This window comes from Labrys neptuniae (genome assembly GCF_040797145.1).
GTDB classification, from domain to species: Bacteria; Pseudomonadota; Alphaproteobacteria; order Rhizobiales; family Labraceae; genus Labrys; species Labrys neptuniae.
In genome coordinates this window covers 299319-315980 of sequence record NZ_JBFNQD010000003.1, presented here as the reverse complement: position 1 = coordinate 315980, position 16662 = coordinate 299319, and the positions used below count along the sequence as shown (strand labels likewise).

General features: G+C 64.1%; 14 protein-coding genes. 4 read left to right on the top strand and 10 right to left on the bottom strand.

Annotated features, from left to right (window positions below; all coding sequences use genetic code 11):
* Window positions 1–119: 119 nt before the first annotated feature.
* From mgrA to ABXS05_RS12150, 3 genes are all read left to right on the top strand, one after another.
* A complete protein-coding gene (gene mgrA / locus ABXS05_RS12160) occupies window positions 120–1154 on the top strand; it encodes an L-glyceraldehyde 3-phosphate reductase (RefSeq protein WP_311933432.1) in 1035 nt (344 codons plus the stop codon).
* Window positions 1155–1432: 278 nt separating this feature from the next.
* The gene (locus tag ABXS05_RS12155) at window positions 1433–2122 is read left to right on the top strand and encodes an outer membrane protein (protein ID WP_311933431.1); all 690 of its coding nucleotides are present in this window, start codon (window positions 1433–1435) and stop codon (window positions 2120–2122) included.
* 105 nt (window positions 2123–2227) lie between these two features.
* Window positions 2228–2557, top strand: coding sequence for a YnfA family protein (locus tag ABXS05_RS12150; RefSeq protein ID WP_367624094.1), 330 nt, complete (start codon window positions 2228–2230; stop codon window positions 2555–2557).
* Between the two features lie 63 nt (window positions 2558–2620).
* Here ABXS05_RS12150 and nagA read toward each other — a convergent pair whose 3' ends face one another.
* Together nagA and ABXS05_RS12140 are read right to left on the bottom strand one after the other, a co-directional pair.
* Window positions 2621–3841 carry an N-acetylglucosamine-6-phosphate deacetylase gene (gene nagA, locus ABXS05_RS12145; protein ID WP_367624093.1) on the bottom strand — a complete coding sequence of 407 codons (1221 nt, stop codon included), beginning with the start codon at window positions 3839–3841 and terminating at the stop codon, window positions 2621–2623.
* A gap of 2 nt (window positions 3842–3843) precedes the next feature.
* On the bottom strand, window positions 3844–4707 hold the full coding sequence (locus ABXS05_RS12140) for a glucosamine kinase nucleotide-binding domain-containing protein (RefSeq protein WP_367624092.1): 864 nt from the start codon (window positions 4705–4707) through the stop codon (window positions 3844–3846).
* A gap of 388 nt (window positions 4708–5095) precedes the next feature.
* Between ABXS05_RS12140 and ABXS05_RS12135 the strand changes: the two genes are divergently transcribed.
* The gene (locus ABXS05_RS12135; protein WP_311933427.1) at window positions 5096–7609 is read left to right on the top strand and encodes a glycogen/starch/alpha-glucan phosphorylase; all 2514 of its coding nucleotides are present in this window, start codon (window positions 5096–5098) and stop codon (window positions 7607–7609) included.
* A gap of 76 nt (window positions 7610–7685) precedes the next feature.
* Here ABXS05_RS12135 and ABXS05_RS12130 read toward each other — a convergent pair whose 3' ends face one another.
* The 8 genes from ABXS05_RS12130 to ABXS05_RS12095 all read right to left on the bottom strand — a co-directional run bounded on the left by ABXS05_RS12130 (window position 7686) and on the right by ABXS05_RS12095 (window position 16565).
* Window positions 7686–9629 carry a beta-N-acetylhexosaminidase gene (locus ABXS05_RS12130; protein WP_367624091.1) on the bottom strand — a complete coding sequence of 648 codons (1944 nt, stop codon included), beginning with the start codon at window positions 9627–9629 and terminating at the stop codon, window positions 7686–7688.
* Between the two features lie 23 nt (window positions 9630–9652).
* Window positions 9653–10129: a GNAT family N-acetyltransferase gene (locus ABXS05_RS12125; RefSeq protein WP_367624090.1), complete on the bottom strand. Its 477-nt coding sequence runs from the start codon at window positions 10127–10129 to the stop codon at window positions 9653–9655.
* A gap of 12 nt (window positions 10130–10141) precedes the next feature.
* Window positions 10142–11089: an ABC transporter ATP-binding protein gene (locus tag ABXS05_RS12120; protein ID WP_437178661.1), complete on the bottom strand. Its 948-nt coding sequence runs from the start codon at window positions 11087–11089 to the stop codon at window positions 10142–10144.
* A 5-nt stretch (window positions 11090–11094) separates the two neighbouring features.
* On the bottom strand, window positions 11095–11907 hold the full coding sequence (locus tag ABXS05_RS12115; protein ID WP_311933423.1) for an ABC transporter ATP-binding protein: 813 nt from the start codon (window positions 11905–11907) through the stop codon (window positions 11095–11097).
* Window positions 11904–12794 carry an ABC transporter permease gene (locus tag ABXS05_RS12110; protein ID WP_367624088.1) on the bottom strand — a complete coding sequence of 297 codons (891 nt, stop codon included), beginning with the start codon at window positions 12792–12794 and terminating at the stop codon, window positions 11904–11906. Before ABXS05_RS12110 ends, ABXS05_RS12115 begins: the two co-directional genes overlap by 4 nt.
* Window positions 12791–13774: an ABC transporter permease gene (locus ABXS05_RS12105; protein ID WP_367624087.1), complete on the bottom strand. Its 984-nt coding sequence runs from the start codon at window positions 13772–13774 to the stop codon at window positions 12791–12793. The genes ABXS05_RS12110 and ABXS05_RS12105 overlap by 4 nt, the downstream gene beginning before the upstream one ends.
* Complete coding sequence (locus ABXS05_RS12100) at window positions 13774–15423, bottom strand: ABC transporter substrate-binding protein (RefSeq protein ID WP_311933420.1); 1650 nt, start codon at window positions 15421–15423, stop codon at window positions 13774–13776. Before ABXS05_RS12100 ends, ABXS05_RS12105 begins: the two co-directional genes overlap by 1 nt.
* Window positions 15424–15518: 95 nt before the next feature.
* Window positions 15519–16565, bottom strand: a complete 1047-nt coding sequence (locus ABXS05_RS12095) for a LacI family DNA-binding transcriptional regulator (RefSeq protein ID WP_367624086.1) — start codon at window positions 16563–16565, stop codon at window positions 15519–15521.
* Between the last annotated feature and the right edge of the window lie 97 nt (window positions 16566–16662).

Here is a 16662-nt window from a genome sequence, read left to right as displayed (position 1 = left end):
AAATCGCAAAACGCTTTAGCGGAAACGGTCATCTGAACGGTTGAACAAATGCCATGGGCGGGGCATTTTGTCAGATGAATCATATTGTAGAACGTTCATTTCCAATTGTGAGAACTGCCATGACCTATGTTGCGGATGAAACGCGTTACGACGCCATGCAATATCGCCGATCCGGCCGATCCGGGCTCCAGCTGCCGGCGCTCTCGCTCGGGCTCTGGCATAATTTCGGTGGCGACATCCCCTTCGAGAACGCCAGGGCGCTCTGCCGCAAGGCCTTCGACCTCGGCATCACGCATTTCGATCTCGCCAACAATTACGGTCCGCCGCCCGGCTCGGCCGAGGAGACCTTCGGGCGTATCCTGAAGACGGATTTCGCCCATCACCGCCAGGAACTGGTGATCTCGACCAAGGCCGGCTACCGCATGTGGCCCGGCCCCTATGGCGAGTGGGGCAGCCGCAAATATCTGCTCTCCAGCCTCGATGCCAGCCTCAAGCGCATGGGTATCGAGACGGTCGACATCTTCTATTCCCACCGCTTCGATCCGAACACCCCGCTGGAAGAAACCATGACGGCGCTGCATGATGCCGTGCGCCAGGGCAAGGCCCACTATGCCGGCATCTCGTCCTACAGTGCCGAACGGACCAAGGAGGCGGCGGCAATCCTGCGCCGCCTTGGTACGCCCTTGCTCATCCATCAGCCGAGCTATTCCATGCTCAACCGCTGGATCGAGAAGGACAGTCTGCTCGGCCAGCTCGAGGCCGATGGTGCAGGGTGCATCGCCTTCACGCCGTTGGCGCAGGGCCTGCTCACCAACAAATATCTCGGCGCAAGCGGCATTCCGGCTGACAGCCGGGCTGCAGCCGGCAAGTCGCTTTCGCCCGACCAGCTTTCCGAGGCGAATCTGGCAAGGCTGCGGGCGCTCGATGCGATTGCCCGTCGCCGTGGCCAGTCGCTGGCCCAGATGGCGATCGCCTGGGTCCTGCGCGATCCGCGCATGACCTCGGCCCTCATCGGTGCCAGCCGGCCCGGGCAGATCGAGGACTGCGTTGGTGCCTTGAAGAATCTGGATTTCTCGGCCGAGGAGCTGGCCGAGATTGATCACTATGCCGAGGAAGGCAACGTCAATCTCTGGGCGGCTTCGAGCAAGGGCTGATCGCGAGACAGCTGAACGTCGATCCAGCAGCGGGTCGCTTTGCGGCCCGTTTTGCTGTCAGGACTTGGCAAGGCAACATGCCTGTGTTTCCCTAGAGGCTAATTAGACTTAAGGGCGACATAGTAACAAGCAATCAAATTATTCTTATAAAGCATGAAGTATATTTCATAAAAATCATCCCACTCCGAAATCATCGAAATTTTGTCGAAAATGTGGACAGATAATAAGAATTGTGACAGTGATTTATTGTTGAATCATGTCACGATGGGGTGGGGATCATGAAAAAAATCGTCCTGGCGGCCTTTTTGCTGGCGCCAACGTCTGCTCTCGCTGCAGATCTCGCGGCGACGCCGGTCGAGCCGGTAGCGCCAATAACGCCCTATAGCTGGACCGGATTCTATGTCGGTGCCCATATCGGCTATGCCTGGGGCAAGGAGAGGGACGATCTGAGCCGGACGCTGCCCGTGCCCGCCGACAGCTTCAACGTCAATGGCGTGCTCGGCGGTCTGCATGCGGGCTACAATGAGCAGTTCTCCAACAATATCGTGGTCGGCCTGGAAGGCGACATCGATCTCAGCGGCATCAACGGCTCTCATACCGTGATCGACGCCAATAACGGCAATAGTCGTCTGCATATGCGCAACCGCTGGCAGGGTTCGATCCGCGCCCGTTTGGGTTATGCCTTCGACCGGGTCCTGGTCTATGCCACCGGTGGTGTCGCCTTTGCTGACATCCGCGAGCGCTGGAACCTGTTTGACGGCGATATCGTTGGCTCCGGGTCCAAGACCAAGGCGGGATGGACCGTGGGTGCCGGCGTCGAATACGCTTTCACCGACAATTGGATCGGCCGCGTCGAAGTACGCTATACCGATTTCGGCAAGTCGCGCTTCCGGGTGGCGCCCGATACCCGCTTCAAGGCCGGCTTCCACGAGACGGTCGCGCTGGTCGGCGTCAGCTACAAATTCTGAGCAGATCGGGGGCGGGAGCGCATGGGTTCCCGCCGCCATCTTCGCCGCCTTCCGCCTTCTGCGGCAGCCCGTTAAGCTGACGCGGAAGCGGAGTGCGCAGCCGGCATGAAATCGATTCTGTTCTACGTCTTGGCGGCCGCCGGCGAGATCGGCGGCTGCTATGCCTTCTGGAGTTGGCTGCGGCTGGGCAAGTCGGCCTGGTGGCTGGTGCCGGGCACGGCTGCCCTCGTCACCTTTGCCCTCCTGCTCTCCCAGATCGAGACGGATGCGGCGGGTCGGGCCTATGTCGCCTATGGCGGCATCTATATTGCTGCCTCGCTGCTGTGGCTCTGGGGCGTCGAGGGGATCAGGCCTGATCGCTGGGACCTGGTCGGAGCGGTCCTGTGCCTCGCCGGTATGGCTGTCATCCTATTCGCGCCGCACCGTACCGCTTGATACCAAGTCGCGAAGATGCTTGCGCATCCGTGACTTGAACACCTCGCGATTGTCGATGCCAAATCAGAGATTTGGCGAAAATCGCGAGGCGGAACCAAAAGTCATTTTCAATGACTCTTGGTATGAGAACTCACTTGACCCAGCCAGCTTGCGGCCACCCACCCACACGCCGCGCGCGGTCAGCTGCTCGTCGAGATGCACCAGATCGGCACGATAGCGTGGCGCCAGGCGCCCGCGACGGCTGTCGAGGCGCAGGAACTGGGCGGGATAGAGGCTGGCCATGCGCAGGGCCTCGCCGAGACCGATGCCGAGATGGCCGACACTGTAGCGCAGCGCCGCATCCATGGTGAGGTCGGAGCCGGCGAGCGTGCCGTCTTCCAGCGTCAGGGCACCGTCGCGCCGCGTGACTTTGCGCCCGTTGAGATAGAAGACATCGTTGGCATCGCCGGCCGTCGGCATGGCGTCGGTGACGAGGAACAGCCGCCCCGGAGCCTTTTTCGCCCGCAAGGCCAGCGAGAGCGAGCCCGGATGCACATGGAGGCCGTCGGCAATGATGCCGACCCAGAGCCCGCCATGATCCAGGGCGGCACCGGTGACGCCGGGGTGGCGGCCCTGCAGGGGCGACATCGCATTGAAGAGATGGGTGATGCCGGTGGCGCCGGCATCCGCCGCCGCCATCACCGCCTCATAGCTGGTGTCGGTATGGCCGAGGCTGACGATCACGCCCCCATCCGCCAGGCGCCGGATCAGGTGAAGCGGCGCGTTTTCCGGCGCTACCGTGAGCAGGACAGTCTCGATGCCGCTACTCAGAATGAGCTCGACATCGGCTTCCGTCAGCGGGCGGATCAAAGCGGGATCATGGGCACCCTTGCGTGGTACGGAAAGGAAGGGGCCCTCGAGGTGGATGCCCGCCATGCCCGGGACACCGTCGATGATCGCCTGGCGGGCGGCGGCGATGGCGCTCTTCATGCCTTCGGCCGTGTCGGTGATGTAGGTGGGCAGCAAAGCGGTGCTGCCGTGGCGGCGATGGGCCGCGACCATGCCCTCGAGTGTCGCGACATCAGGAGACTGGTTGAACAGGAATCCGCCGCCGCCATTGACCTGGGCATCGACGAAGCCGGGGGCCAACACGCCGGAGGGCAGCGTGGTCACAGCGGCATGGGAGGGAATGTCGGCCCGCGGCACCAGGCCGAGGATGGTATCGGCTTCCACCAGGACGGCGTGGCCCTCGACAAAAGCCTCGCCATTGAACAGGCGCGGGGCGGTCAGTGCGTTGAGCGACATCGTCAGCGCTCCCTCTTTGCCAGGGTCAGGGCCCCTGCCAGGGCATCGCCCCTGGGCGGAACCAGGATCTCGTCATAGCGCACCGGCAAATAGGGGCGATAGGGTTCGGCGAGCCCCCCCATCAGGGCGATCCTGGGCGCGCCCAGGTCCGTCAGGCGATCGAGCATGGCGACGATGGAGCCGGTCGCCCCGGCAATGAGATGGTCCGCCACCACATCCCCGCCGGCGGCCTCGAACACCAGGGGAGCGAAGCGGCCGTAGTCTCTCGGTGTGGCGGTCTTGGCCCAGATCACCGCCTCGTTCGGATCGTCATGAAAATGCGCCAGCAGGCGGCGGGTCAGGTCACTCACCGGACCAAGCAGGTCGACGCTGAGCAGGGCGGCCCGGAGGGCAGAGCGTCCGAGCACGGCGCCGGAGGCATCATCGCCCAGGGCAAACCCCCAACCGCCGACCGAGGTTTCCTTGCCGCTCACCAGGGCCAGGCCCTGCGAGCCCGTGCCGAGGATGAAGATGCCGCCGTCCTCGCCGGCATGGGCGCCGAGGCAGGCGGTGACGGCATCCGAAGTGACCGTCAGGGCCCCATAACCGAAGGGAAAGGCGGCGATACTGTCGGCGAGAGCAGGAATATTGCCGCCGGAAAGGCCGAGACCGGCCCGGACAAGCCGCTTCGCGTCCGGTGCCAGCCCGGCCGCGGCAAGGGCGGCATCGCCGGCCGCTGCGATCGCCGGACCCGCGATCTCGGTGCCGAGAGTGAGATTGGAAGAACCCGACAGGCCTTCGCCAATCAGCTTGTCATCCTCGTCGTAGAGCCTTGCGCGCGTATTGGTGCCGCCGCCGTCGACCGCAAGATAGAGGATACCCGTCATACCTGTCTCCCAGGGCAGAACGCCGGAGCGTCCGATTGCCCTAACTCCTTGTTTCGACGCGGCTTTGCGATTCCTGTCGATCCCACGCAATCGCATGCCTCCGTGTCGGTGGCATATCATCATCGCCAGCGGAATTCAGCCAGGATTCCGTCATGAGTGCGCACTCTCCACGGCCATCGACAACAGCATCGGGTCGTTCTGTGCGCACCATGCACAAGGCGCGAGAGCTATGCAGAACCAACATATGAGATGATCATGGCGGCGTAGCGTGCCAAAATCACAAGATATCAGTGTTTTTGCCTACATCTTATGCAAAAGGGGCACTCGTAACCGGGCGTCACTTGGGTTAAGGACCACCGTCCTGGGATCAACGATCGAGAAGCGACACATGACTTCAACGTTGCACGACAAGCTCTATTCGGCCGAGGCGGCGATGGCTGTCGGTGATGATGCGGCCAAGCTGCCCGAAGCGACCGGCGAGGCACGCGCCTTCCGTGACCTGATCCTCGCCAAGCTGACCTATGCCGTCGGCAAGGACCCGATCGTGGCGCGCGACCATGACTGGCTGCGGGCGGTGAGCCTGGCGCTGCGCGACCATATCGTCGACCGCTGGATGGCGACGACGCGCGGCGTCTACCGCATGGGCGGCAAGCGCGTCTATTATCTCTCGCTCGAATTCCTGATCGGCCGCCTGCTCAAGGACGGCCTCAACAATCTCGGCCTCGTGGCCACGGCGCGCGAGGCGCTGGCTTCTGTCGGCGTCGATCTCGACATGATTGCCGAGATGGAGCCCGATGCCGCCCTCGGCAATGGCGGTCTCGGCCGGCTTGCTGCCTGCTTCATGGAGAGCATGGCCACCGTCGGCATCGCCGCCTATGGCTACGGCATTCGCTACGAGAACGGCCTGTTCCGCCAGAACATCGTCGATGGCTGGCAGACGGAATCGCCCGAGAACTGGCTGCAGAACGGCAATCCCTGGGAATTCCCGCGCCGGGAAGTCGCCTATGAGGTCGGCTTCGGCGGTGCCGTCGAGGCAAGCGATGGCTGGGACGGCTCGGCCATACACAGCTGGAAGCCGGCGGAGACCGTGCTCGCTGTTGCCCATGACACGCCGGCCGTGGGCTGGCGCGGCAACCGCGTCAACACGCTGCGCCTGTGGTCGGCCCGCTCGCTCGATCCGATCTCGCTCGACGCCTTCAATGCCGGTGACCATATCGGCGCCCTGAACGACCGCACCAAGGTGGAGTCGATCTCGCGCGTGCTCTATCCGGCCGATTCCACCCCGGCGGGGCAGGAACTGCGCCTGCGTCAGGAGTATTTCTTCACCTCGTCCTCGTTGCAGGACATCGTTCGCCGCCACCTGCAGCAGCATCGCGACATCAAGACCCTCCCGTCCAAGGCGGCGATCCAGCTCAACGATACGCATCCAGCCATCGCGGTGGCCGAGCTGATGCGTATCCTGATCGACATTCACGGGGTCAACTGGGCCGATGCCTTCGCCATCACCCGCGAGACGATCTCCTACACCAACCACACCCTGCTGCCCGAGGCGCTGGAAACCTGGCCGGTGCCGCTTATCGAGCGGCTGCTGCCACGGCACATGCAGATCATCTACGCCATCAATGCCCGCGTGCTGACCGAGGCACGCGAGAGCGGCGCCTCCGATGCCATGATCGCCACCGTCTCGATCATCGACGAGAGCCATGGCCGGCGCGTGCGCATGGGCAATCTCGCCTTTGTCGGCTCGCACAAGGTCAATGGCGTGTCGGCTCTGCATTCGGAGCTGATGAAGGAGACGGTGTTCCGCGACCTCAACACGCTGTTCCCGGGCCGCATCACCAACAAGACCAATGGCATCACGCCGCGGCGCTGGCTGATGACGGCCAATCCGGGGCTGACCACGCTGTTGCGCGAAACCATCGGCGATGCCTATCTCGACGATGCCGAAAAGCTGGTGGCCTTGGAGCCCTACGCCAAGGACGCTGCCTTCCAGGAGGCCTTCGCGGCGGTCAAGCATGCCAACAAGGCGCGGCTGGCCAAGGTGCTGCAGCAGACCGTGGGCCTGCGCGTCGATCCCTCGGCGATGTTCGACGTCCAGATCAAGCGCATCCACGAATATAAGCGCCAGCTGCTCAACATCCTCGAGACCATCGCGCTCTATAACGCCATCCGCGCCCATCCCGAGAAGGATTGGGCGCCGCGCGTGAAGATCTTTGCCGGCAAAGCGGCCGCGAGCTACACCGCGGCCAAATATGTGATCAAGCTGATCAACGACGTCGCCAAGGTGGTGAATTCGGATCCGGCCGTGCGCAATTTGCTCAAGGTCGTCTTCATGCCGAACTACAATGTCAGCCTCGCCGAGGTGATCATTCCGGCGGCCGACCTCTCCGAGCAGATCTCGACCGCGGGCCTGGAAGCTTCGGGCACCGGCAACATGAAGTTCGGTCTCAACGGCGCCCTCACCATCGGCACGCTCGACGGTGCCAATGTCGAGATGAAGGAGCATGTCGGCGACGAGAATATCTTCATCTTCGGCCTGAAGGCGCATGAGGTCGAGGAAAAGAAGCGCCAGGGCCGCAATCCTGCCGACGCCATCGCGGCCTCGCCCGCTTTGGCCGAGGTGCTCGACGCGGTGGAAAGCGGCGTGTTCTCGCCGACCGATCGCGAGCGTCATCGCGGCACGGTGCAGGCGCTGCGCTCCAGCGACTGGTTCTTCGTCACCGACGATTTCGACGCCTATGCCGCCATGCAGCGCAATGTCGATGCGCTCTGGGCCAACAAGGCAGCCTGGCGCGAGAAGTCGATCCTCAACGTCGCCCGCATGGGCTGGTTCTCCTCGGACCGCACCATCCGCGAATATGCCGACGAGATCTGGGGCGTGCAGACGACGCCGGTGGAATAGATGTCACATATCGTTTGCGGGCTTATGGATTTTGAGAGGCGGCGCAAAGCCCCGTCGGTATCGCCTCAGCCCTGGGTTACGCCCTGATCCCGTAGAGCAGCGGCATCAGACCGACCATGGCCCTGAAGCGATCCCAGGATTTCCTGGGCGGGGTCGTCCATCCGGTTTCCGCAAGAGCCGAAATGCGGGGGAAGATCAGGCGGTCGAACACGCCCCTGTCGGTCATCGGTTCAGACCAGATACAGGTCTGTACGCCCAGGAAATGTTGCCTCTGGGTGTCTGACCAGCCCTCCACCGGATCGAAGCCATAGATCTTCTCGGCATCGGACCAGCCGGCCCAGCCGGCGCCCGGTTCCGACCAGGCCGGACTGTTGGCCATGTCCAGATAATAGACCTGTCCGGGGCAGACGACGATGTCATAGCCTTCGGAGGCGAGTTTGGCGCTGATCTCCACCGTGTGCCAGCCATTGAGGTAGCAACTGGCCTTGTCGATACCGCCGCCATGTGCGGCCTCTTCCCAGGCGCCCGTGATGCGGCCCCTGGCGGTCAGCGAGGCCTGGACGCGCTGCAGGAAATGGGCCTGCAATTCGGCGGTGCCGCCGCCCCCGAATGCCTTGAGATGCGCCATGGCCTGGGGAGAGCCTTCCCAGGCGCCCGCCGGGACCTCGTCTGCGCCGACATGGATGGTGCGGGAGGGAAACAGTTCGAGCAATTCGTCGAGGAGCTTTTCCACGAAGGCGTAGGTCTCTTCACGGGCGGGGTTCAGGCAGTTGTTGGGAAAGCCCTGAATGGAGAAATATTCGCCCTGTTCGTCCGGGTCGCGCAGCGAGGGCAGGGATTGCAGCACCGAGTAGCAATGGCCCGGCATGTCGATCTCCGGCACGACGTCGATGCCGAGGCGCGTTGCCAGATCCACGATCTGCCGGATCGCCGCCTTGGTGTAGTAGCCGCCCGTGGGCGCCGCGCCGGAGCCGAGGAGAGAGGGAATGGCCAGGCCATGGCCGCGCCAGGCGCCGGTGGCGACCAGTTCCGGATAGGCCTCGATCTCGACGCGCCAGGCCTCGTCGTCGGACAGGTGCCAGTGGAAACGGTTCAGCTTGTTCCAGGCGAGAACGCGCAGGAATTGCGCGATCTCGGCCGAGCCATAGAACTGGCGGGCGACGTCGAGATGCGTGCCGCGCCAGCGGGCCCAGGGCTCGTCCCGGATCTCGCCCTCCAGCGGGAACAGGAAGGTCTGCGGATGGAGGCGCGCGCCGCGCAGCATCTGGCCGAGCGTGATCAGGCCGTAGAGGAAGCCGGCATGGCTCGCGGCCGTGAGCGTGACACCGTCTTCCGCGAAGAGGATCGAATAGGCTTCGGCGGCCATGCTGTCCTGGCGCCGCAGGGCAACGGTGAGTCCACCTTCGGCCTCCGGTCGCACGATGCCTTCCACCGGGAACAGGCTGGTCGCCAGTTCGTCAAAGGCGGCGATGGCCCGGCTGGCCGCATCGCAATCGGGCTGGGGGGCAAGCCCCAAGGGCACGCCGCGCCGGCCCGTGACCGAAACCTCGTTCGGCCAGGGCACGATGGAGATGGCGGCGGGCGCGATATCCGGCACCGGATAGACGTCCGCGCCTCGCTTGGGGGAGGCGTTGTCGCCACTGGACCGGCTGGGCATGACCGTGACCGGCAGGTTGGTTCCATCGTCGAAGACGACATAGGCGGTGTTGGTTCCGTCCGTCCAATGCCGCAGCGGGTAGCTGAGGCCCCGGGCGGTGACGGTCCAGGCCGTGTCCGGATGCAGGACGAACCCTTCGGGTGGCGCGAACTCGGCATAGTTCGACAGGCGGGTTCGAAGCGAGCCGCCTTCGATCGTGGCGGCCGGGTCGATGCGTCCCGGCCCGCTGATGCAGAGCCGGAAGCCCGATATCGGCCTGTCCGACGCATTGGTCAGGGTCAGGGCATAGGCGAGCGGCCGATCCTCGCCGGACGGCGTCCATTGGGTTTCGAGACGAAGAAGATTGCGCACGGATATCGTCATGAAAGTCTCTCGAAGGGCAAGGATCAACTGGAAGCTTTGAGGAGACCGGCGAAGATGCCGGGCGTGGAGTCGGCGATCGGTGTGGCGCCGACCGTGCGGGCATAGAATTCCACCGGCCCGACATCGCCGATGGCGGCATAGGCATAGCCCTGCGCGCGCATGTCGTTGAGGCAGGCGAGGAGCAGGGCATGGCCGATGCCGCGGCCGCGCTCGGCCTCGTCCACGCCGGTGGGGCCGAAGAAGCCCCTGGCGGTGGCGTCGTAGCAGGCAAAGCCGAGCAGTTGTCCGTGCCTGACCGCAATGAAGCACGAGACCGGTTGGCGGCAGAGAGCCACGGTCGCCTCGCTGGCCCAGCCGGCGGTGAAATGCCGGCGGATCCACTCCGTTATGGCGGCGAGCTCCGGGGGCAGGGCGCGCCGGAGGGTGACGTCGGCATCGTCGAGGCGGGCGTCCAGCGCCTTGTTAGGGGCGAGGTCGTAGAGTTTGACGAGAAGGTCCATGCAAAGTCCTGTTCAGTCTGAAGCGTTGTGGTCCGCAGATCCGGGCATCCGGACGAAATGGTTCGGGCCCGCCTGTTCGACCGTGTTCGAGGCGGGACGCGAAATGCGGCGAATGTCTTCGGCGCGCCTGAGGAAGGCTCCGCTTTGGCCCGGGATGAACGGGCGGTTCGGATCGGGAACCGCCGAGAGCAGCAGCTTGGTGTAGGGGTGGCGCGGATTGGTGATCACCGCCAGGGCATCGCCCCATTCCACCATCTGTCCGGCGAACATCACGACGATTTCTTCCGCCACATGGGCCGCCGTGGCGATGTCGTGGGTGATGTAGAGCAGAGCCAGGTTGCGTTCCCGCTTGATGCCGGCAAGCAGGTCGAGAATGCCCTGCCGGATCGAGACATCGAGCATCGAGGTGGGCTCGTCCGCCAGCAGGACCTGCGGGCGAACCGCAATGGCGCGGGCGATGTTGACCCGCTGGCGCTGCCCGCCGGAGAGCTGGTGCGGGAATTTGCCGATGGTCAGCTCGGGATCGAGGCCGACGCTCTCCAAGATCTGCTTCACCCCCGCCCGGCCTTCGGCGCGTCCCCGGGCATGGCCATGCAGCAGCAGGGGGCGGATGAGGTGATGGCCGATGGAAAAGACCGGATTGAGGGAGGCGAAGGGATCCTGGAACACCATCTGCACCGCGCGCCGATAGGCCTTTTCCTCTGCGCGGCTGCCGGCCAGCGTGACGTTCCGGTCGTGGAAGTGCAGCGCTCCCCCGGTCGGCTGGTCCATGCGGGCGATGATGCGGGCGCAGGTGGTCTTGCCGCAGCCGGACTCGCCGACCAAAGCGAGGGCCTTGCCTGGCACGAGCGACAGGGTGATGCCGCGCAGCGCCTGCACGGCGCCGAAGGAGCGGGTGATGTTCTCCAGCCGGATGATCGAGGTCGCTGCCGCTTGCAGGCGGGTGGGGGTGGCCAGCATGTTCATCAAAGGCTCCCCTCGAGATGGCGGGCCGTGGGCAGGACCGGGATGGCGCTCCACAATTTGCGGGTATAGTCGTGGCGCGGGGCCGTGCTGATCTGAACGGTATCGCCGACCTCGACGAGTTCGCCCTTCAGCATCACCCCGATGCGATGGCAGATCTGCGCCATCAGGTGCAGGTCGTGGGTGATGAAGAGCACCGAAAAGCCCTGGCTCTGCTGCAGGTCCACGACCTGTTCCAGGATTTCGCGCTGCACCACGACGTCGAGCGCAGTGGTCGGCTCGTCCATGATGATCAGCTCGGGATGAAGCGCCAGGCAGATGGCGATGACGATGCGCTGGCGCATGCCGCCGCTGAACTGGTGCGGATAGTGGCCGAGGCGATCGGTGGGAATGCCGACCAGGCGAAACATGTCCTCCGCCCTGGCCCGCGACTGCGCCCGCGAATAGCCCTTGTGGAGACGGAGCACGTCGTGGAACTGCGCTTCCACGCGCAGCAGCGGATTGAGGGAGTTCATTGCGCTCTGGAAGACCATGCCGATCTTGCGCCAGCGGATATGCCGGAGTTCGTCCTCCGGCAGGGCCAGGATGTCCTGGCCGTCCAGCAGGATGCGGCCGCCTCTTGTCCAGGCCGGCGGCTTGGCGAGGCGCGTGATGGCATAGGCGATCGTGCTCTTGCCGCAGCCGGATTCCCCGGCAAGCCCGAAGAGTTCGCCGCGACGGATCTGAAAGGAGACCTCCCTGACGGCCTGGAAGGCCCCCTTGTCGGTGAGGTAGTCGACGCTCAGATTCTGGATATCGAGAAGCACCTCGCTCATGACCCGCTCCTCGACAGCCGCTTGCGCCGGTTGCTCAGTTGCAGCCAGCGGGTCAAGGCAGGACCGGAGCGCAATTGCGGATTGGCGATCTCGTCGAAGGTGAAGTTGACGAGCGACAGGCCGAGCCCGACCAGCATGATGCCGATGCAGGGCGTGGCGATGTCCCACCAGGCACCGACGATGATGGCAGAGGAGTTCTGCGCGTTGTAGAGCATGGTGCCCCAGCTGACGTTCAGGGGATCGCCGAAACCGAGATATTCCAGCGTCGTCTGGGCGACGATGGCGTAGATGACGCTGCCGACGAAGTTGAGGGCGATCAGCGGCAGCAGGTTGGGCAGGATCTCGACGAAGACGACACGCCAGCTCGGCTCGCCGATCATGCGGGCGGCAACCACGAATTCGCGGTTGCGCAGCGCCAGCGTCTGGGAGCGCGTCATGCGCGCGCCCCATGGCCAGGACGTCAGGGCGATGATGGTCATGATGGCGACCGGGCCGACCTTGCCTGCGAAGGAGGCGAGCAGGATCAGGAGCGGTATGTTGGGAATGACCAGCACCGCATTGGTGAGGAGGTCGAGGGCATTATCGGTGCGACCGCCGAAATAGCCGCCGAACAGGCCGAGCAGCGTGCCGAGGGCCGTGATGGCCAGGCCGGTGGCAAAGCCCACCGCCAGCGAGGAGCGCGCGCCCCAGACGAACTGGGCGAAGACGTCACGCCCCATCTTGGTGGTGCCGAGCACATGTTCGGTGCTGGGGGGCTGGTGCGGGCGACCGACACGGGCCGCCGGGTCGTTGGGGGCCAGGACCGGCGCCAGCAGGGCCGTCAGGCAGAGCAGCGCGACGATGACCAGGCCGAAGACGGCTTTCTTCTGTTTCAGCACGGCGTTCATGCCCTGGCCTCCCCGATGCGCGGATCGATCACGCCATAGACGAGGTCGACCAGGAGATTGGCGCCGAGCGTCGCCAGCGTCATCAGGAGGAGCTGACCCTGGATGACCGGATAGTCACGCGCGACGCTCGCCGTATAGAGCGTCAGGCCGAGGCCCGGATAATTGAAGACGATCTCGGTGACGATGGAGCCGCCGAAGACCGCGCCCAGGATCAGGGCAAGGTTGGTAAGCACGGGCAGCAGGGCGTTGCGGGCGGCGTAGTTGAACATCACGGCCATTTCCCTCAGGCCCTTGGCCCGGCCCATGGTGACGTAATCCTCGCCGAGCACGGAGATCATGCTGGTGCGCATGGTGGTCAGGAATTCGCCGATCAGTGCAGGCGAAAGCGCAAGGACCGGCATGGCCGCGTGGAGGAGGACGCTGCCGATGAAGCCTGGCGAGAAGGACGGATCCAGCGATGGATCATAGGCATAGCCCACCGGCAGCCAGCGCAGGGACACGCCGAAGAAGAAGAGGATCGACAGGCAGATCACCACCGGCGGCACCGATTTCATCACGATTGCCAGCGGCGAGACGATGGTGTCGAGACGTCCGCCGCGGCGCCAGGCCGCCAGGGCGCCGAGAAGGCAGCCGACGATGAGCGAGAAGGTGATGGCGGCGAAGATCAGGAAGGCGGTCCAGCCTGCGGAGCGGGCGAGGACCTGGGTGACGGTCTGGGGATAGTATTTGACCGATACCCCCAGATCGAACGTCGCCAGCCCCTGCAGATATTCCAGGAACTGGCTCCAATAGGACTGGTCCACCGCACCGAAGCGGGCGCGGATGGCATCGACGGCCGCAGGCGTGGCGCGCGGGCCGAGTTGGGCGATCATCCCGTCGACAGGGCTGCCGGGCATCAGCCGCGGCAGCAGGAAGTTGACCAGGATGGCGAAGATGAAGGCGGTACCATAGACCGCCAGCCGGCGGGATGAGAGCCGCATCAGTCGGCATTCGCCACTGGCTTCAGGCGTAGCAGATGCATGAGCCTGATGCGGTTGTCGTCGTGGTTCTCCGGATTCATCGCGGGATCGTCCTTGGTGACCCAGCCGGTGAAACGCTTCGAACTGTACTGATACCAGGTCGGGCCGTTGAACAGGGGAACCATGGGGAAATTATCGGCGATGTGGAGCTGGATCTTGCCGAAAATGGCTCGGAAGTCCGCATCCTTGGAGGCGCGCTTGTAGTCCTCGAACAGCTTGTCGAGGTCGGCATTGCTATAGCGCGAGGCGGCGAAGGACGACCGGCCGACAAAGGGGGTGGCGAGGGTCTGGTAATAGGCGCGGAACGGGGTGGGGCCGTCGGGCCGGGACTGGAACACGGTGTCGTAATTGCCTTCGACGATCTGCTTGTTCCACTGCTCATATTCGGGTGTGGCGACCGAAGCGTTGATGCCGGCCTTGCGCAGGCCCTCCACGCCGATCTGCACGGCGTCGATCCAGTCCGTCCAGCCATTCGGCACGGCGACGGTGAAGGCGATCGGCTCGCCCTTCGGGGTCTTGCGGAAGCCGTCGGCACCCTTGGCGTAGCCCGCCTCGTCGAGGAGCTTGTTGGCCTTGTCGACGTCATAGCCCATCCAGGCGTCCTGGCCCTGCTGGGCCTGCGGATTGGCCCAATTGTCGAAATGCAGCGGCAGGCCGGTCGCGTGGGGATTGACCTGTGGGTAGCCGAAACCGGCGATATCGACCATCGATTTGCGGTCCATCAGCAGGCTGACGGCCTGGCGGAACTTGATGTCGTCGAAAGCCGCCTTGTTGCCCGGATTGGTGGTCTTGAGGTTCATCTCGAAGGAGACGGTATTGGCGGAGGGCTGCCAGTAGCCATTATGCTTGGGATCGAGCGAGACATAGGTCTTTTCGATCTCGGGCAGGAAGGAACCGAACCAGTCCATGTTGCCCTCGGGCAAGGTCGCCAGCATCTGGTCGTTGCCGCTGATCTGGGGCAGCTTCAGGCAATCCACCTTCAGATGCTCGGCATCCCAATAATTGGGATTGCGGCATTGCTCGTAGACCTGCGGGGTGAAGCGGCGGATTTCGGTCATCGGGCCGGAGCCGACGGGATTCTCATTCTTGTAGGCGAAGGGATCGCCGACGCCCTTCCAGACATGCTCGGGCACGACGGTGAAGTCGGCGAGGGACTCGGGGAACTGGGAATCGACGTCCTTGAGATTGACCTTGACCTGGTTGGGCGCGGGCAGCTCCACCGATTGTACGGCAGCGCCGACCCCGACGATGTCGATGGAAGGGTTCTTCATCATCAGGTCGAAAGTGAATTTGACGTCCTTGGCGGTCAGGGGCTGCCCGTCCGACCATTTGACGCCGTCACGAATGGTGTAGGTAACGGATTTGAGGTCATCGGAGAACTTGTAGGCGGTGGCCAGGCGATAGATCGGCTTGCCGTTGTCGTAGGCGTTGAAGATGACAAGCGGCTCGTAGATGAAGTCGAGCGTGCTCTGCCGACGGCCAGCTGCGTCGAAGGGGTTGAAATTGCGCACCCAGCTGGTCTGCTCCTCGATATGCATGGTGAGCAGCGCCTCCGCCGAGGCATTGCCGATGATGGTGCTCGCGCACAAAGCGATCAGGATGCGTTTCATGGTCCACCTCTGTTATGGGATCGATCCCACATTTGTTTATGGTCATTTCACAACCCATCCCGGCCGGCACATGGTGCTGGGCGGGGCGGGCCGTCCTACGCTCTTGTTGCCTCCGCGGCGTGGTCCGTCCGCTGTCCTGCCGAATGGGGGATGACGCTTTCCCGGACGATCAGTTCGGCGGGAATGACGATGTCCTCCGGTGTGAAATTCCTGTCGGCAATCATGTCGAGCAGGAGTCTTGCAGCCGTCTGACCGGCTATGTCCGTCGGCTGGCGGATGGTCGTCAGCGACGGGGTGAGATGCCTCGCGTGAAAATTGTCGTCGAAGCCGAGGAGGGAGATCTGTTCCGGCGCCCTGACGCCGTGGTGGCGCAGCGCCAGCAGGACGCCGGCGCCGATGTCGTCGTCACCGGCAAAGATGGCGCTGACCTGCCGGCCCGACGCCAGCAGCCGTTCCGTGGCTTCGTAGCCGAAGCGCTCCTTGTAGTCGCCGGCTTCCAAATGGATGTCGGCCCGGCTCATGCCGGCTTCCGCCAGGGCGGTGTCGATGCCGCGCAGGCGCTCGCGCGTGTCGAAATAGGTGAGGGTGCCGGCAAAATAGGCGATGTCGCGATGGCCCATGGTCAGCAGATAACGCATGCCGTCGAGCGCGCCGTTGTAGTTGTCGATGCCCACCCTGGCCCAGGCCAGCGAGGTCGGCTCTCCGCCGATCGCCACGATCGGGATATCGGCCTTGGCCACCACTTCCTTGACCTCGTCGCTCACGGCATTTTCGAGATAGAGGATCAGGCCGTCGCAGGAGCGGTCGATCAATTCCAGGATCGCCCGCGCTTCCTCATGCGCCTGGGCGTAGCCCGAGGCGAGCAGGATCGACTTGTCGGCGGCGCGGCACACGCTCTGCATGCCGCCGACCATCTGGGCGTAGAAGGGGCTGGCGACGTTGACGACCACCGCGCCGATGATCTCGGAACGATTGGAGCGCAGTCCCCGTGCCATGGTGTTGGGCCGGTAGCCCAGTTCCGCGATGGCCGCCTCCACCGCCTGGCGCGCATTGTCCGAGACATAGCCATTGCCGGCAATGATCCGCGATACCGTCGATCGCGAAACACCGGCCCGCCTGGATACGTCTCTGATCGTGGCCACCAAGGCTCCGCTGCTGCATTGTGGGATCGATCCCATATCTAGAGCCCATGTTGGAGACGATGTCAAATCACCCCGTGGATTTTCGATTGACCCTCGC

Bases quoted from the DNA above. Each gene is read 5' to 3' on its own strand.
- mgrA (WP_311933432.1), top strand. From the start codon at position 120: ATGACCTATGTTGCGGATGAAACGCGTTACGACGCCATGCAATATCGC.
- ABXS05_RS12155 (WP_311933431.1), top strand. From the start codon at position 1,433: ATGAAAAAAATCGTCCTGGCGGCCTTTTTGCTGGCGCCAACGTCTGCT.
- ABXS05_RS12150 (WP_367624094.1), top strand. From the start codon at position 2,228: ATGAAATCGATTCTGTTCTACGTCTTGGCGGCCGCCGGCGAGATCGGC.
- nagA (WP_367624093.1), bottom strand. From the start codon at position 3,841: ATGTCGCTCAACGCACTGACCGCCCCGCGCCTGTTCAATGGCGAGGCT.
- ABXS05_RS12140 (WP_367624092.1), bottom strand. From the start codon at position 4,707: ATGACGGGTATCCTCTATCTTGCGGTCGACGGCGGCGGCACCAATACG.
- ABXS05_RS12135 (WP_311933427.1), top strand. From the start codon at position 5,096: ATGACTTCAACGTTGCACGACAAGCTCTATTCGGCCGAGGCGGCGATG.
- ABXS05_RS12130 (WP_367624091.1), bottom strand. From the start codon at position 9,629: ATGACGATATCCGTGCGCAATCTTCTTCGTCTCGAAACCCAATGGACG.
- ABXS05_RS12125 (WP_367624090.1), bottom strand. From the start codon at position 10,129: ATGGACCTTCTCGTCAAACTCTACGACCTCGCCCCTAACAAGGCGCTG.
- ABXS05_RS12120 (WP_437178661.1), bottom strand. From the start codon at position 11,089: ATGCTGGCCACCCCCACCCGCCTGCAAGCGGCAGCGACCTCGATCATC.
- ABXS05_RS12115 (WP_311933423.1), bottom strand. From the start codon at position 11,907: ATGAGCGAGGTGCTTCTCGATATCCAGAATCTGAGCGTCGACTACCTC.
- ABXS05_RS12110 (WP_367624088.1), bottom strand. From the start codon at position 12,794: ATGAACGCCGTGCTGAAACAGAAGAAAGCCGTCTTCGGCCTGGTCATC.
- ABXS05_RS12105 (WP_367624087.1), bottom strand. From the start codon at position 13,774: ATGCGGCTCTCATCCCGCCGGCTGGCGGTCTATGGTACCGCCTTCATC.
- ABXS05_RS12100 (WP_311933420.1), bottom strand. From the start codon at position 15,423: ATGAAACGCATCCTGATCGCTTTGTGCGCGAGCACCATCATCGGCAAT.